This window comes from Micromonospora sp. 050-3 (assembly GCF_046549335.1).
Classification (GTDB): Bacteria; Actinomycetota; Actinomycetes; order Mycobacteriales; family Micromonosporaceae; genus Micromonospora; species Micromonospora trifolii.
In genome coordinates, this window is the sequence record NZ_JAJPVX010000001.1 from 1,155,762 (window position 1) to 1,172,427 (window position 16,666).

Below are 16,666 nucleotides of genomic sequence, written 5' to 3' on the forward strand. Positions count from 1 at the left end.
GTGAACGACGACGTCACCCAGTACATCAACAAGACGCAGCCGTGGCAGATCGACGTATGCGAAAAGCTGCGTGCGATGATCGACGAGACGGTTCCAGGTGTCGAGGAGCGGCTTCAGTACGGCAAGCCGCACTACTTGAAGAACGGCCATTACGCCGCCGTCATCGCGGTAGCCAAGTCCAAGGTTTCGTTCATGGTCTTCAACGCGACGGAGATCCCCGAGGTCAAGGGATTCCTGCGGTCGATGGGAAACGGTGAACGCAAGACCGTCGACATCACGGAAGGACAAGACGTCGACTACGGCACACTCGCCGGTTTCCTGGGCAAGACCACGGCGGCCCTGTAGGCGCAGCGCGTCTGCCGAGGTGCGCTGAGCCGGCCTGGCTGACGCGGCTGGTCTCCAGGTCGGTTCGGCGCCCACCACGGTGGGGCCTTTCGAGCACACTGCACCGCGGTCCCTGCTTGAGCGCCCTCCGTGGTCATCGGCCGGTCAGCAACGCGCGGCGGACACCTGGATGGTTTCCGTGGTGGGAAAGTAGTGCTGGCCCGGGTCCAGACTGTCGTCGGTCAGGAGCCAGCTGCCGCCGGTGAGGGTCCACTCGTAACCGCAGTAGCCGGGGCCGATGTAGTAGCCGGCGGCGTTCGCCCAGAACTCGCTCGTACGGTGGCCTGCGGCGAGGACCGTGTCGTAGTTTCCGCGCGTGTAGTTGCCGTCCCGAACGTGGATCACCCCCACACCGATCTTGCTGCTGTTGAAGATGTAGTTGGACGCCGCGCTGGCCGGGGCAGCCACGGCAAGTGCGGCTGCGGTCATGCCCAGAGCCGCGCCTACAGCGACGGTCTTCTTCGGCAGAGACAGGGCTCGGTCCTCCCTCTTCGCGGCACCGTCTCGACACCGACGATTCCGTGCCAGCCTGGGGCGGGCGGCATCTGTTAGGGACGATCGTGCTGAATCGATGTTGGGTTCTGGTTGGGTCGTCTCGATCGAGCTCATGAGACAGGGCAGAATCAAACGGCGGACAGGTCCCACCTACGCAGGTCTACTGATCAGGCGTTGTCTGTTTCACGGTGCCGTCCGAGAGCAACTCAGCCAGCCGGGCACGCATCTCGTCGAGGCGACGATCGCCCAGTGTCTCGAGGATGGTGACGGCCTCCTGCATGGCCGCGACGGCGGCGGGAATGTCTCGTCGCGCTGCTGCGACGTCGGAGCAGCCGTGCAGGGCCCAGGCTTCCCGCATCCGGTCGCCGGTGCTCCTTGCGAGTCGGACTGCGGTGTTGTAGTGGGTCTCGGCCAGGTCGACGTCGTCGCGCAGGAAATGCAGCCGGCCGAGATTGGTGTGGACGCTCGCGGACAGCCATTCCCGGTTGCCGGATCGGTCGGCCGCGGCCAGCGCCGACGTGTAGGAGTCCAGGGCCTCCTGCTGGCGGCCAGCCCGGCGATGCAGGAGTCCGAGGTTGTGTTCCACCTTGAAGATGAGATCGGGGTCGTTCAGCAGGTTCGCGGAGTGCCGGGCCCGCAGCAGTGGTGGGAGTGCTTCGTCGAGTTCCCCGCTTTCGACCAGCATCCCACCGAGGCTCGCCTCGACGTCGGCCAGGCCGGCGTGGTCGACGTTACGTTGACACAGTGCACCGGCGCGCTGGTAGGCGGCCCGGGCCTCGACGCGGTGCAGCAGGAGGCTGTGTGCCACGCCCAGGCTCCCCTGCAGCGTGGCCTCGCCGGTGCTGCTGCCGGCCATGGCCGCGGCCCGGATCCCCTGCTCGGTGACGGCGATCCAGGTGTCGCGATTGGCCCGGCGTTGTAACCAGCCGCGAATGTTGGCCGCGAGGGGCCAGACGAGATCAGGGTGCCTCTGAGCGTGCTCGGTGATCATCTTGATGATCGTGTCCGACTCGGCGTCGACCCAGCGGACGGCTGCGGCCGTATCGGGCAGTTCAGGGAGGAGCAGATGAAGCGGGTCGGGGGCGCCCTTACCGTCAGATCCGCCTGCGGTCGGCCGGATGCGTTGCTGCGCTTGGCCAGTTGCCCGCCCGTACCAGGACAGCAGTCGTCGTTCCGCGTCGGCGCGATCGGCCGACGTGTCCTCACGTTGGCACTGCTCGCGGGCGAAGATGCGAGTCAGCTGATGGAGGCTGACTCGTCGCGCGTCGAGGGCGACGAGGTTGACCGCGGTGAGCCTGCCGATCAGCCCGGTCAGCACGGAGCCGGACATGACACCGGCCAGTGCGGCCACGGCACCCAGCGGGATCGCACCGGCAGCTGACAGTCCGAGGCGGCGCAGGAGCCGACGGTCCGGGGTCGCCAGCCTCCGGTACGACACCGCGATGACGGCGTGCACACTGACGTCGCCATCGGTGGTGGTGAGCCGGGCGATGCGTGTTCGCTCATCCTTCAGGTCCGCCACGAGGATGCCTGGCCGGGCTCCCAGCCGCAGGTGAGCTCCCACGATCCGCAGGGCCAGCGGCATCCCATGGCACAGCTCCACCAGCGTACGGACGTCGCCACTCGCGGGCTCGGACATCCCGGCGGTCTCCAGAAGCAGACGGGTAGCCGGCTCGACGGGCAGTGGGGTGAGTACCAGCAGATGAAGGCCTTCGCGGGCGACGAGCCCGTCCAGCCGATTTCGACTGACGATCACCAGGAGGCTGTCACCGCTACCCGGCAGGAACGGCCGGGCCTGCTCCGCGGTGCTCACGTTGTCCAAGACCATCAGAACCGTTCGGCTGGACAGCAGTGAGCGCAGCTTCGCCGCACGCGCCTCCGCCTGCTTCGGCACATCGTCCGGGGCGACGCCGAGATCGATGAGAGTCCGGGCCAATGCCGTCGTCGCCGGAGCGTCGTCGTCGAGGTCGAGGTAGACCTGCCCGCCGGGGAAGCCTCGCTGGTGTTGATGGGCCCAGTGGGTGACCAAAGCTGTCTTGCCCATACCACCGGCGCCGGTGACGACCATCGAACCGCGGAGCCGTTGGCCGGGACCGACCCTCTTGTGCAAGCTGTCCAGGACCGAAAGCTCATCCTCGCGTGCGACGAAGTTGCTGGGTGGGGCGGGCAGCTGCATCGGCCGAACGGCATCGGAGACGGCGGACGGCGCACCCGCTGGCGTAGGACCGCGCAGGATCGCGGTGTGCAGCTGTTGCAGGCGAGCGCCCGGGTCCGCACCAAGCTCGTCGGCGAGTAGGCGCCGGGTCCGCTCATAGGTGGTCAATGCCTCCGCCCGGCGGTCACTGCGAACAAGCGCGAGCATCAGCTGTGCCTGGACACGCTCGCGCAGCAGGTTCTCCGTCGCCAGAGCCGAAAGCTCGGCGCACAACTCGCGGTGCAGACCAAAGCTGAGTTCGATGTCCACGCAGCTTTCGAAAGCGATCATGCGCTGCTCGCCCAGGTGGTCGGCGGCTGCCCGTACAAGCTCGTTGTCGGCAGTGCCCTGGTACGCCTCCGGCGCGCGCCACAGCCGGAGCGCCTTCCGGTAGCTCCGGCGCGCCTCGGCGAGCCGGCCCCGCGCCTCGTCGTGGGCGGCGCTGCCGACAAGCGCCACGAACTCGCTCGCGTCAAGCTGGTGGCCGTCCAGCACCATTCGGTAGCCACCGGTCGCACGAACGATCGATTCGGTGCCCAGGTTGCGACGCAGGTGATGGACGAGTACCCGCAGTGCCACGCGCTTACTGTCGTTCGGGCCGTGGCCCCACAGGGTTTCCATAAACGTGCCATCGGTAACCGTTCGACCGTCGGCGGCAAGGAGGCACGACAGCACCACCTGATGTTGACGCCCGCCGGCCGGCACCCCCGACCCAGATGCGTCGACGGCTCGCAGGGGTCCCAGGACTTCGAACCGCATGGATTCCTTCCTCGGACTCACCCGGCGGGAATTTCGGTCGTGGCACGACGGCCGTAGCTCAGCGAGCCAAGCGCCCCCAGGCCAAGAATTCGGGACCACAACTGGCACCGACCTTTGGCCAACATCGAGCCAACATGCTGTTGAAAGACTGCCTGCCATCGGGGGCCGACACGTTCATCGAGGTGACAGAGCCAGCCATGAAGCCCATGGCCGGCCTGAACGGTCGGGTGCGCCACAGTGTCGGTGGAGGTGGCGGAGTGCCAACGTGAACGCCACCTCCGCCTTCGGTCGGCTCTCCTTCGACAGAGTCGGCCCGAAGCCCTTGCAACGACCGCGATGGATCCACTGTAAGAAAGTAGCGCTCAAACGCCCCAGCGGGGCCTCCGGCAGCGGTAAGGAACCCCGTACGCTGGTGCGGTGATCGACTTTCGCGCGGCGGTTGAAGCACGTGATCCTGATGCCGTCGCGGCGGCCCTGGCCGAGAACGTGGTGTTTCGCAGCCCGGTGGCGTTCAAGCCCTATCCGGGCAAGGCAATCACCGCGGCGATCCTGCGCGGCGTGCTGCGGGTTTTCGAGGATTTCCGGTACGTCCGTGAGCTGAGCGGCGACGACGGTCGCGATCACGCGCTGGTGTTCGAGGCGCGGATGGGCGACGTCGCCATTGAGGGCTGCGACTTCCTGCACCTGGACGAGAGCGGCCTGATCGACGAGTTCACGGTCATGGTTCGTCCGCTGTCCGCCGCACAAGCCCTGGCGGCCGCGATGGCCGCTCAGTTCGAGCAGATTCAGCGTGAGGCCGCCGCCGGCTAGCGCGTCCCATCCTCCAGGTAGACCGGGTGTCGGTTTGTTGAAGGGGTGGCGCCGGCGGCGGTGGATCATCGTCTGCGCGGTCGGTGGCCGACAAACTAACGTGCTGCCGGCGCCGGCTGTTGAAAAGACTGCGGCGTGTCCGCCGTGTGACTCCACGATCTGCCGCACGATCGCCAGGCCGAGCCCCGTGCGCTGGTCGTTGGACTCGTCCCGGCCGGCGGTTTTGCACCAGAATCGGTCGAACACCCGGGCTCTGGCGGTCCCGACGATGCCCGGTCCTTCGTCGATGACGGCGAGCCACAGCCAGCCTTCGACGCGGCCGGTCGAGACGGTGATCGCCCCGTCCGCAGGGGAGGGGCGTACCGCGTTGGAGAGTAGGTTGCCGGCGGCCCGGCGTAGGGCGTCCGGGTCGCCGATGTAGGTCAGCTCGCCGCCGAACTGGGGCGCAGACACAGCCGCCGCGGCGGCGAACAGGACGACGCCCTCGCTGGCGGCGCGGGCGGCGGCGCTGACGTCGGTGTCGGTGTCGCGGCGGGCGGTGGCGAGCAGGTCCTCGCCGCAGCGGGACATGCGGCACCGGGTCGGCCAGCCCTGGCATGGGACGTAGCTCGGGACAGGTGCCGGCGTGCGGTTGGGGGGCCGGTTTCGTTCCCGACTCAAGCGGCGCGCCACCGGTCTTCGGCAGGATGATGACCTGCGGTAGGAACCCGTTCTCGTCGACCTCGATCGGGGTGCTGCGGCGGTAGGCCGGTCGGCCGAGCAACCATGCCTCGACCATGGGCATCAGCGATTCAAGAGACGACGCAAGGTGTGAATACCAAGCCAACAGCTGCGGCGCGGGTGGGCGGGCCATTCGCTCCCGCGCTCCAGACTGGACAAGTCGACCGAAGGGAGGATTTTCTGGGTGCATGTCGTGTATAGACTGGTCGTCGCGCGGCATAACGTGATCCTCAGCCACAGGAGACGGATGCGTTTCAGGCAGCGGTTTCGTGACCTTCTCATTGTGATCCCCGGCATCGGGGGTAGCGAGCTCTACGACGGTGACCGGCCGATATTCAAGCCGATGACGCATACGCTGCGACGGGTCGCCGTCGAGGGCACGCGGGCGCTGGATCAACTCGCCGCCGACCCGGCGGCCCTAGACGATCCGGAACGCGAGCGCAACGTCCACGCGCCACGGCTTATCGGCCTGCCGGTCTCGCTGCCCGGCCTGGCGAAGGTCAACCAGTACCGAACATTGCGCGAGTCGCTGCACGACGCGTTCGAGTTGACGGACGGATCGGTTACCGAACCGGGTCCGCTGGCGAACTACTTCGAGTTTCCCTACGACTGGCGCCGCGACATCCGAATGCCCGCAGCCCAGCTTGCCGATTTCGTCAACCGTGAGCTGCCGCGCTGGCGTTCGCACCTGAGCGGGGCACCCGCGAAGACCGTGATCGTCGCGCACAGCATGGGCGGCTTGGTCGCCCGCCATTACCTGGAGTCACTTGACGGAGCGCGCGACTGCCGCGCTCTCTTCACGTATGGCACGCCATACCGCGGATCGTTGGCCGCGCTGGGGGTTCTGGCGAGCGGGCTGCGTCTCGGCGACATCGCCGTGCCGAACGTGGCCGAGGTGCTACGCCGGTTCACGTCCGTACATCAGTTATTGCCGCGTTTCCCCGCAATTTGGGACCACCGGTCAGCGAACGTCCCTACCCGCCCCACCCGCATCTCCGACCTCGGCCCCCGGGTCGGTGACCTCGACACCCGCCGGGCCGTCGAAGCACTGAACGGGCTGCACGACCCGCCCGATACCGGCAGTCTCGCCGATTGGGGTGTGCGCTGGGTCCCGGTCGTCGGGTACGGTCACCCGACGTTGCTCTCGGCCACCCTCGACCGCAGAGGTCTGCGTACCGGCACGGCTCCCATTCGCCGCGACGAGAGTGATCCATGGCGCGACAGCGGGGATCGGACGGTTCCGGCGTTCTCCGCGCTGCCGGTCGGCCGGGACGGCAAGCCCGAGCCGTCCGTGCGTTACTTTCCGGTGAATCAGACCCACTCCACGGTTCACTGTCGGCCTGCCTCGGTGAACCAATTGGTGATGGAGCTGTCTCACCTCAGTGGCTCGCTCAGCGACCCGGACCTGCAGACCGATCCCACCCATCCGGCGACCGACCGACCGACCGGGGCATTCGAGCCGTCGATTGGTATCGACCTTGCGGACAGCACCGAGCCGGGTGAACCGGTCGTGTTGCACTGCACCGTCCCACCCGGCTTCGAGCGCCGCTTGCTGAATGTCCGGCTCGATCCGCCCGCCGCCACGGCGACGGCGACTGTCGCTCACGACGATGCCGGATTCACCTGGACCGCGGACGGCCTACCGGCCGGCACCTACGAGGTACTGGTTGATGTCGACGGCCACAGCGCCGCCGACATCGTCGAGGTGGGCTGACGGCTTCGATGAGCGACCCCAGCACCTATCAGGGGCGGCCGTGGCCCGCGTGGGAGAAGGACCGTCCGCAGGATCTCGCCCGGTATGTGAATCAGTGGGCGGCCAGAGACGCGTTCGAGCAGTATGGCGGCGGCGATCGTACCGTTAAGTCGGTGGTCGCCGACGAACCGAAGGATCTCGCGCGCGGCATCTATGAGTACCTTCGCCACTTCGACCTCCCCTACCTGGACGCACGCATCGACTTCACCGACTACAGCCGGGCGCGGCAGTCGATTCGCAGCCCTTTTGAGGTGCGCGACTCTGGCGGGAACTGTCTCGACATAACTCTCACCTTCGCCGGTCTTTGCCTGCTCAAACAGGTCCGGCCACTGCTGATCACGTGTGAGAGCCACGTCCTGCTGGCGGTGTGGATCGGTGGCATGGTCAGCTCGGTCAGCGGACCGGACGGCTGGAACGACGGCGAGCACGGCTGGTTGTCTGGCGGCCTCGAGACCAGCCCGGTCCGTCTCGCGGCGCAGCGGCTGCGCGCACTCGTACCCCGGGAATGGCTGTTCATCGAATGCACCGCGCTGTTGTCGAATCGGTCGCGCCCCTCGCTGCCCTTCGACGAGGCCGTCGAGTCTGGCTACCGCACCGTCGAACAACAGCAGGTCACTCATCTCATCGATCCTGGTTTCCTGCTGAGTACCCGCTATCAGGACAGAGCGTTCTGGCCGGTGCGCGGGCAGCCCAGTGAGCCGCGGCTGGGTGCCGTCGGCCAAGCCTGCGTAATCGGTCATCTCGAGCGGGTCGGCACCGGCCTGCGCCGGCCGGAGCCGGGCACCCGCCCCGCACTCGACGCCTTCCGCGCTGGGCTGCCGGCGATCAACGACCGGGGTCTCGCCGCGATGTTCGACCGTGACGTCGTGCGGCTGACCGAGGCACTGCGGGTCATGGCATTTCTCGACAGCTGGATCATGAAACCCGAGGTACCGCTCACCGTGCTCCGGCGAGCAATGACTCGGCTGGATGTCCAGACGCTGGCCCCCGGCGCCGACACCGTCCAGGATCACCTCGAACACGTGGCTCTGGCACGCAGCCAGCCGGACGACGACTGCCGGCGCCGTCTGGTGCTCTACGTCTTAGAGTTGGCGGTGGCGCAGGACTGGAGCGTTCAGCATCCGTTGCTGCGGGAATGGGTGAGCGACTTCATCGGTGACGACGTCACCGCTCTGGTTGAGCCGATCCGCGCCCGGCGGCGTGCCAGCGACTACCGCCTCATCGTCGCAGCCCGGGGTCAGACGCCGACCGGCGGCCCCTGGCAGGTGATCGCCTGGTGGTGCGAGGCCGGGCAGGTAAGCCTGCGGGTCGACTTCGCCGACGCCACCGCCGCGGAACTGCTTGGCAGGATCGCCGACGCGGTCCGCTGGGGGCGCGACTGCGCCGCCGGAGACGGCGTCGAGCTCGGCCGCGTCGATGTGATGTTGCCGTCTGACGAACTGGTGAGGCTGCATCCCGAGGAGGCGGAGGTCGACGAGTGGATCGGCCGGCACCATGATGTGGTTGCCGGCTGGAACCGTTGGCTCACTCCAGGCGCCCACGAGCGGATGCTGTTAGAGGACATCGAACGGATCGCCGCACTCGTTGCCGGGCAGGAGCGCCGGGCGAACGTGCGGTGGATTGACGCCAGCGAACCGCAGTTCGGTCACCTCATCGACCGACCGCTGAGCTTCCTCTCCTGCCCCGATAATGTCCAGCAACTCGAGGAGTTGCTCGTGCGCTCACCGACAGTGTTGTGGCCGGAGCCGCCGACCCGCTTCGACGATCACGGCGATGACCGGCTCGTCGAACTTGAGCGGTTCTGGCAGCTGATGCCGGAACGCCTCGCGGCGGCGTATCGCAAGCGACGGGCCGGCGAGCGGGAACCGACCGCCGACTGGCGGGCCGTCTGGCACGACAGCGTACTGCTCGCCCTGCTCGGGGAGCTTCGTCTCGGTGAGAGTCGGTGACGCCATGACCTGGGACCCCTACTACCGCGGCGACGGAGAGGTGCGCTCTGGCCTGGTCCTGCCGCAGCCGCCACCGTGGCGGACCTTCCCGCGCCCATCGCTGGCGGGTGGCGAGACCTTCCGGCCCCCGGCCGAGCTGGTGGAGGCGGTCAACGCCGCACTGATGCTGCGCCGGCCCCTGCTGGTCACCGGGCCGCCGGGCGCGGGCAAGTCGACACTGATCGAGTCCGTCGCCTTCGAGCTCGGGCTCGGGCCGGTGTTGCGCTGGCATGTGAACTCGCGCAGCACCCTGGCCGACGCGTTGTACCGCTACGACGCCCTCGGCCGAATCCATGCTCAGCAGCTGCTGAAGTCGTCCGCGGCGGAGGGCGCGAAGAAGGTGCCGACCGTGGAGATTGGCCGGTACCTGCGGCTCGGGCCACTCGGCACGGCTCTGCTGCCCGCGCAGCGCCCGCGGGCGTTGCTCATCGATGAGATTGACAAGAGCGACCTGGACCTGCCCGGTGACCTGCTCGACGTGTTCGAGCGGGGCGAGTTCGACATTCCCGAGCTGAGCCGGTACGACCAACGCGACGTGCCGGTCCGCCTCTGGGACAGCACCGACGAGTCGGTCATCGAGGACGGGCGTGTTCGGTGCACCGAGTTCCCGATGGTCGTCCTGACCAGCAACGGCGAACGCGACTTCCCGGCACCGTTCCTGCGACGGTGCGTCCGGGTCGCTATGCCCGGCATCGACAAGAAAGCGTTGAAGCAGGTCGTGATCGCCTACCTTGGCGACGACGCGATCAGCGAATGCGCCGACCTCATAGAACGGTTCCACAGCGACCAGCTCGACAAGAAGGTGGTCGCCGTCGACCAACTGCTCAACGCGGTGTTCGTGATGACCGGCCAGAATCCGCCGACGCCCGAGCGCCGGCGCAGACTCGTCGACCTGCTACTTCAAGAGCTGCAGGACGGCTGACGGATGGCGACCGGCCTCAACGGCGTCGTCAGTGTGCTCGGCCACCGCGACTTCGACCTCGACGCGCTGGGGATGGCCGAGGCGCTCTGGCTGGCGTCGCGCATGCCGGCCGCCACCGTCAGCGACCCCGTTGTGCCGCCGTCCGCCGCCGACGTCGCACCATCGCCGCTCGGCGACCCGCCGCCGGCTTCCCTACCCGCCACCGGCAGCGCGGACCCGCCGGCCACCGCCCCTGCCGCGCCGGAGCCGCCGCCGTCCGCGCCCGCCTTCGCACCGTTCCGGTCCGCCGGTGGTGGCCGGGCCACCATGCTGCATCGCCGTGCCGGCCGCGCACTGCCGCTGGCCGCCGAGATCGGGCGCGCCCTGCGACCGCTGCGCAGGCGACGCGCCACGGGCCGGCGGCACGAACTCGACGCCGAGGCGACCGCGCGTGCCTACGCCGAAACCACGTTGCTCCTGCCCGTGTTCCGGCCGGTCCCTGACAGATGGTTTGATCTCGACCTCGTCGTCGACGTCTCCCCGTCGATGGTGGTTTGGCGCGACACGCTGCGCGAATTCACCGCCATGCTGGAGTTCGCCGCCGCCTTTCGTTCGGTGCGCCGTTGGCGACTCGGCCCGGACGGGTTGCGCACCGCCGCTGGCCACCGCGTTCCCGGGCGCACTCTGCGGGCCCGCTCCGACACCAGGATCGTCCTGCTCGTCTCCGACTGCCTGGGTGAACCATGGCAGTCGGCCGAACGCTGGAATTTGGTCCGCGAGTGGATCGCGGCCGCCCCGATCGCGCTGCTGAACCCCCTGCCCAGCCGGCTCTGGCACGCATCGGCGCTGGACATCCCGATGGTTCGGCTCACCGGGCGGCAACGCAACGGGCAATTACTGTTCACCGTCCCGTCCGCGGCGGAACTCTGGCGTCGACGCCATCACGACGGTACCGACCCGCCAGGTGCCTGGCTACCACTGCCCGTGGTGACGTTGGACCCGAGATCGATCGCGCGGTGGGCGGCCACGACGACCCGTACCGGCACCCAGGGATGCGACGGCGCCCTCGTCCCACCGGAAGGGCGACTCGCCAGCCGCACGGAACCCGTCGCGGCGACCTCGCCGCAACGACTCGTGCACCGATTCCGGATGAGCGCGGGACCACTGGCCACCAAACTGGCCGCACTGTGCGCCGTGGTCGACACAATCCCGTTGTCCTGGGTCTACATTATTCGCGAGCGGCTAGTCGCCGACGCCACGGCCATCGACCTCGCCGAGTTGCTCGTTGGCGGGCTCGCCACCATCTCGGGCGAGCCGGGTGACATCGTCTTGCGGTTTCGGCCGGGAGTGGCGGCCGCCTTGCGGTCGCTTCAGTCCAGCGCCGACTCGCAGTCGCTTTACCACGCCATGACCGAAGGGCTGCGCACTGCCACCGGATCAACGTGGACGTCCGCGATGGTGCGCGACCTCGCCGGTGCGACGGCGATACCGTCCGGTGCGGCCCCGATGGCCGAGATCGCGCTCGCCACCCTGCAACGCCTCGGTGTGATACCACCGGCGGCGGAACCCGCAGCCGCCGCGGCGAAGCCTGGCACCGGGCCGTCGCAGCCGCTGGCCGGCCTCGACGAGGCCATGGCCGGCCGCGACGTCGAGAAGTTGCACGACATCGCGATGGGGCTCAGGCAAAACCCGAAGGACGCGCTGCCAGCCGCCCGCCGCTTCGCCATCGCGCTCGCCGATCTGATCCGCGCAGGTATCGACGACGAAAAACTCGTCGTCGACCTTATGGACAGCCTGCATCTGGTCGTCATGGACATCGCCAATTCCGGCGATGAGAGCCTGCCTGACCTGGTGGGGCCGCTGATCGGAGAGCTGATACAGCGCGGACGTGGCGGGCCATTCGTCGCCATGCTGCAACGGTCGGTGGCGATCGTGCACTCCAAACACCACCGGTACGGCTCGGCGGAGCAGTGGCTGCACGATGCCTGGAGGTATGCGTACCGCCAGCTTGCCGATCGGAGCGGGCGCTGGGCCCGCGATGTGCGTAGCCGTGAGGCGCTGCAACAGGTGGCATTGCAGGCTTGCGGATTGTTCAGCCGCATCCTGGAGTTCCGGCTGGCCGATCCGGCGTACGCCGGCGCTGAAATCGGGTCGTCCGAGCAGTGGTCCGAGATGCGGCAGCTCGCCGAACTGGCGCTGCGCTCGGCTGCTTTCGCCTACGGCGAGCTGACCGACATGGCCGCTGAAGAACCGTTCCCAGTCGTGAAGATCCGCCGGCGCGCCGCCACGACTAACTGGAACGTGCAGACGCGCTGCATGCATCTACGAACCCTGCTGCTGCAAGCCACCCTCGATGCCGCCGAGGCCCAGCGCATCGACGACCTGACCGATCGCGCCCAGTTGGAACGGGGCACCACGCAGGTGATCGTCGACACCGTGCCGCCCCTGTTCCGGGAGACCAGCCGGTACCTGCTGTCGGGCGCCCAGCAGAACGAGCTGACCCGCATCGCGATGCACTACAGCCTGCTCGACCGGATGGCGTTCCTGCCGCCGGCATCGTCTGCCGACGGACTTCCAGCCCATTTGCGGCAGCCCATTCGCCTAGCCGGAGCCGCGGATACGCCCGGGTTCGACATCGAGGCGGCCACATCGTTCTTGATCGCTCGCAACAACGATGCCGGCATCCTCGCCTGTGTCGCCCACCCCGTCGTGCGCGCCGCGTTCAGCAGGCGCAGTCGGCCTGACCAAGCCCCGGCATCCGCTGCGTCGCCGTACCTTCGCTGGCTTGAATCCACCCCGCCCGGCAACGCATTTCGTCGGCTGATCCTGCGCGGCGAGGTGCTGGCCTGGTCGCAAGCACGGCAGGCGCGCCGTGGCATGCTGGCCACTATGGGGGAACGGTTCTGGAGATGACCGATATTGATCCTCCCGAGGCCGGAAGACGGGGCGCGCGTGCTGCAGCGCTGCATCGCCGCCGGGCCGTGCTCGGCGACATCCGCGCCCTGCTGAGCGCCCCGGCCGTCACCCCCCAAATCGCCGCCTCTGGCGGTACGCCGTCACCGGCCGCGCCGCTGGACGACTACCTGGCTCGGCTCGACGACTTCGCGGCCCGTCAGTAAGACTTCCGGGCCGTCGGATGGAAACGTCAGGACGCCGTGGCCGACGACCTGTCCACCGATCTTACGAATCAAGGTCGAGCCCGTCGCCCGCTGGCTCGGGATGCCCCCGGACGCCGGGCCTACACCGCGGTCTGCCCGGCATTCGACGCTGCGCCGGTGACCGGCTCCCCGACCATGATCAGTCGGCCGATCCGGTAAGTCGCAACGGGCAGCGTTCCGGCCGCGTACTGCCTCCGGGCGGTAACGTACGCGATCCCTGTGGACGCTGCCCACCCCTTCAACTTCACCCGAACCCCATAGAAACCCAAAGAGCCCTAAAGATTCCCAACACGCCTGCAGTTGTTAGCCCTGGGCTGCGCTATCGACATCGACGGTCTCGAAAGCTCCACCGGCGGGCCGGCCGGCCAGCACTGCACCCATACCCCTAGCATGTACTTGCCGGGAAATCCGGTCCACGACCCGAGCTGCGCCGGCAATGTGTCGGGCGATGGCCGGCGCCCGGTGATGATGAGGGGTTGGTCGAGAGTCGCTTGTCAGCAGGCCACGTTCATCTGATCGGGTGCCTCGGGCAGGGGATGCAGCCACTCGCCCAGCTGTACCGCTCGACGGGCGTCCGGGTGACCGGTTGCGACAGTCGGGTCGCCGAGCGGCAGGGCACCGCCGAGGCGGCGGAGCTTGCCATTTACGGCGTGTGCGTGACCGGGCACGACCCAGCCCACCTCGGCACCGACGTCGACGTAGTCGTGCACAGCGTCGCCGTGTCAGTTGATCATGCCGAGCTCGCGGACGCCCGCCGCCGCGGCATTCCGGTCCTCACGCGAGCGGCCGCACTGGCGAAACTCCTGCCCCGCATCGCTGACCGGACGGTGGCCGTCTCCGGAGTCACCGGCAAGTCGACCACCACGGCGTTGGTGGCCCAGCTGTACCGGCTGCTCGGCCAGGACCCGACGCTGTACCTCGGCTGCGCCCTGCCCGACGACACTCCTCGCAGCATGGCGGACAGGGCGATCGGCGATATTGTGGGGCGCGATCCAATCGCGGTGCTCGAGGCTTGCGAATACCAGCGGGGCATGCTGAGATACGACGCTGACGTAGCGACCGTGACGACGAGTTTCTGGGGCGAGCACACCTCGACCTATCCGGACGCCGCCTCCCTGCGTGACGCTTTCACCCAATTTCTGTCCGCCGCTCCACGTGCGGTAGTGCCCGACGGGGAAGGGGACCTGCTCGCTCTGCCACTACGCGACCGGGACCGGATCATTACATTCGGCGCCTCGCAGCGAGCTGACTTGCGACTTACCGAGCTCCGGCACACGGAGCAGGGTTTCCATGCCCGCTACGCTCACCACGGGCAGGTAATCGAGGCGCGGACGCGGTTCTCCGGCCGGCACAACGCCCTCAATCTGGCCGCGGCGCTGGCGAGTCACCTGGCCGCAGGGACGCCGTTGACCGCATTACAAGCGCTGACCACCTACGACCGCCTTCGTACGCCGTGTCGGCGCCTGCAGCTGGTTGGCCGGGTTGGCGGAACCGACCTCTACGACGACTACGCCCACAATCCTGTGCAGTTTGTGGCCGCCCTGAAGGTTCTCCGGCACCGGTACAGCGGACCAATCGGCGCCTATTACTTGCCGGGCGGCTTCGGCAGGTTGCACGCCTTCGGCGACGGTTACCTCAGAGCTCTCGCCCAGTTCGACCGTGTGGTGCTGGCACCGTCGCGGCGCGGTTTCGAGGATTCGGTGAGCACTCCGGACGAGTCAGCATTTTCCGAACGCACCGTCCGCCGGCTGCGGGCACTCCGGATCCCAGCCGACATCGTTCCGATGGACAAGCTCAGCCTCGATATCTTCGACGGTTGCGCCGCCGCCGGCTTTTTCGGGGCGATCCGGATGAACGGGATCCTGCCCGGTCTGCTGACTAGCCGGGAACACATCGTCGAAGCCAATCCCACAGCGATCCCGCGATGACCTGGATCGCCATGGTGGAAAGCAATCTGACCGGCAGCGGGTTCCAGGCCCTCGCTGCCGCACACGCCCTCGGTTGCGACGTGCTGTTCCTGACCCGGAGTCCTCAGCTCTACCTCTCTCGGCCCGGCGTAGCGCCGTTGTTCGAGCGGTACGTCGGCGAGGTCGTCACCGTCGACACCGACGACATCAACGCCCTAGAGGAAAAACTGCGTCCGATGATGCCAGGGCTTCGCGGGGTGGTGACGTTCGGCGAATACGCCGTCATCAGCACCGCCGCTGTGGCCCGCCGGCTCGGGCTGCCAGGGCCGGACCCCGACGCCGTCCGCCGGGCCCGCAACAAGGACGAGTTCCGCAGTATTTGCCGCCGCTCCGGCCTGCCGACACCGCGGTATGCGGTGCTCAGTGAACTTGACGCGGTCGCGGCGGCGGTCGCAGCCGTCGGCCTGCCCTGTGTGGTTAAACCGGTCGATGAGAGTGCCAGCGTCGGGGTTCGGGCATGCTTCGACCTCGCTGAGGTGACTGACACGGTGGCCGGACTTCTCGCCGCTCCGGCAAACTCCCGGGGGCAGGCGCGGACTAGCCGCGTGCTGATTGAGGAATGTCTGGTCGGGCCCGAGGTCAGTGTCGAGATCATCGCGGCCGGCACCGAGGTCGTCGTGCTTGGAGTCACCGACAAGGTCCTGGCCGGGATGCCGGCCTTCGTCGAGGTCGGCCATACCTTCCCGTCCGGCCTCGCCCTGGAACTCGTCGAAGCGTGCGGTGCCGCCGCCGTCAATGCCGTGCGAGCCGTTGGGTTGACAGACTGCGTCGCTCACGTCGAATTGAAGGTGACCGCCGACGGCCCCCGTCTCATTGAGCTCAACGCCCGGCCAGCCGGCGATCGGATCTGCGATCTCGTCCGGCTCGCCACCGGCATCGACGTCATCACGGCCGCACTGCGGATCGGCGTCGGCCTCGCAGTGGACTGCAGCGCGCGGAAGTCCGGGGCGGCTGCGATCCGGTTCCTGACGCCCGTGCCCGGGCGGGTGCGGCGGATTCGTGGCCTGGAGATCGCTTGCACCGTTCCGGGTGTGGTGGACGTCGTCGTCTCCGTGACGGAGGGAAGCGAGATTGGTCAACTGCGCAACTCCCATCGCCGGGCCGGTCACGTCGTCGCCGAAGCCGACACGGCATACGCGGCGAGTCACGCTGCACAGACCGCGAGTGCCTTGATCCTTGTGGAGACCGATGTGGAGGCAAGGAGTGGTGATTTGATGCTGGAAGGGCCGGAGCAGTGATAACGATCCGCTCGATTCGGACGCCGCGAGTTTCGGCGCCCCGCGAGGGTCGATCCCGATGTCACGCCGCCGGACAGCAACCACCGACACCCATGTCGGCGAGATCATCGACGATCAGGGGCGTGGCGGCTTCGATGAGTTCCATTCGATGAGTTCCAGCGGACATCGCGGACCACGGGGACATTGGTCGTCGGCGCTGAGGCGTGTGTGAACGAGGCTCCGTTCGATCCCGATCGGCCGAGACGCTGACGACATCGGGTCGGCACATCGTGCCCTGACCACCGGAGAACACCATGCCT

11 protein-coding genes and 1 pseudogene are annotated in these 16,666 nt (G+C 68.0%); 9 read left to right on the top strand and 3 right to left on the bottom strand.

Annotated elements, in window-relative coordinates:
* The gene (locus ACLJOK_RS05365; protein WP_410816501.1) at positions 1-345 is read left to right on the top strand and encodes a DUF1801 domain-containing protein; all 345 of its coding nucleotides are present in this window, start codon (positions 1-3) and stop codon (positions 343-345) included.
* Between the two features lie 144 nt (positions 346-489).
* Here ACLJOK_RS05365 and ACLJOK_RS05370 read toward each other — a convergent pair whose 3' ends face one another.
* Both ACLJOK_RS05370 and ACLJOK_RS05375 read right to left on the bottom strand, forming a co-directional pair.
* On the bottom strand, positions 490-813 hold the full coding sequence (locus ACLJOK_RS05370) for a hypothetical protein (protein WP_410816503.1): 324 nt from the start codon (positions 811-813) through the stop codon (positions 490-492).
* A gap of 226 nt (positions 814-1,039) precedes the next feature.
* Entirely contained in the window at positions 1,040-3,832 is a 2,793-nt protein-coding gene (locus ACLJOK_RS05375; RefSeq protein WP_410816505.1) for a BTAD domain-containing putative transcriptional regulator, read from the bottom strand.
* Between the two features lie 417 nt (positions 3,833-4,249).
* Between ACLJOK_RS05375 and ACLJOK_RS05380 the strand changes: the two genes are divergently transcribed.
* Positions 4,250-4,642: a nuclear transport factor 2 family protein gene (locus ACLJOK_RS05380; protein ID WP_410816507.1), complete on the top strand. Its 393-nt coding sequence runs from the start codon at positions 4,250-4,252 to the stop codon at positions 4,640-4,642.
* 87 nt (positions 4,643-4,729) lie between these two features.
* Here the strand turns inward: ACLJOK_RS05380 and ACLJOK_RS05385 are convergent.
* A pseudogene (locus ACLJOK_RS05385) lies at positions 4,730-5,212 on the bottom strand (sensor histidine kinase); the annotation flags it as partial.
* Positions 5,213-5,546: 334 nt separating this feature from the next.
* On the opposite strand from ACLJOK_RS05385, the gene ACLJOK_RS05390 reads away from it, so the two are divergent.
* The 7 genes from ACLJOK_RS05390 (at position 5,547) to ACLJOK_RS05420 (ending at position 16,367) form a co-directional block, all read left to right on the top strand.
* Complete coding sequence (locus ACLJOK_RS05390) at positions 5,547-7,076, top strand: esterase/lipase family protein (RefSeq protein WP_410816509.1); 1,530 nt, start codon at positions 5,547-5,549, stop codon at positions 7,074-7,076.
* 8 nt (positions 7,077-7,084) lie between these two features.
* Entirely contained in the window at positions 7,085-9,064 is a 1,980-nt protein-coding gene (locus tag ACLJOK_RS05395; RefSeq protein WP_410816511.1) for a hypothetical protein, read from the top strand.
* A 4-nt stretch (positions 9,065-9,068) separates the two neighbouring features.
* Positions 9,069-10,025 (top strand): AAA family ATPase, encoded by a 957-nt coding sequence (locus tag ACLJOK_RS05400; protein WP_410816513.1) that lies wholly within the window; start codon positions 9,069-9,071, stop codon positions 10,023-10,025.
* A gap of 3 nt (positions 10,026-10,028) precedes the next feature.
* The gene (locus ACLJOK_RS05405) at positions 10,029-12,917 is read left to right on the top strand and encodes an SAV_2336 N-terminal domain-related protein (RefSeq protein ID WP_410816515.1); all 2,889 of its coding nucleotides are present in this window, start codon (positions 10,029-10,031) and stop codon (positions 12,915-12,917) included.
* Positions 12,914-13,123, top strand: coding sequence for a hypothetical protein (locus ACLJOK_RS05410; RefSeq protein ID WP_410816516.1), 210 nt, complete (start codon positions 12,914-12,916; stop codon positions 13,121-13,123). The genes ACLJOK_RS05405 and ACLJOK_RS05410 overlap by 4 nt, the downstream gene beginning before the upstream one ends.
* A 515-nt stretch (positions 13,124-13,638) precedes the next feature.
* Entirely contained in the window at positions 13,639-15,090 is a 1,452-nt protein-coding gene (locus ACLJOK_RS05415) for a Mur ligase domain-containing protein (protein ID WP_410816517.1), read from the top strand.
* Positions 15,087-16,367 (top strand): ATP-grasp domain-containing protein, encoded by a 1,281-nt coding sequence (locus tag ACLJOK_RS05420; protein ID WP_410816518.1) that lies wholly within the window; start codon positions 15,087-15,089, stop codon positions 16,365-16,367. The genes ACLJOK_RS05415 and ACLJOK_RS05420 overlap by 4 nt, the downstream gene beginning before the upstream one ends.
* The last annotated feature ends 299 nt before the right edge of the window (positions 16,368-16,666 follow it).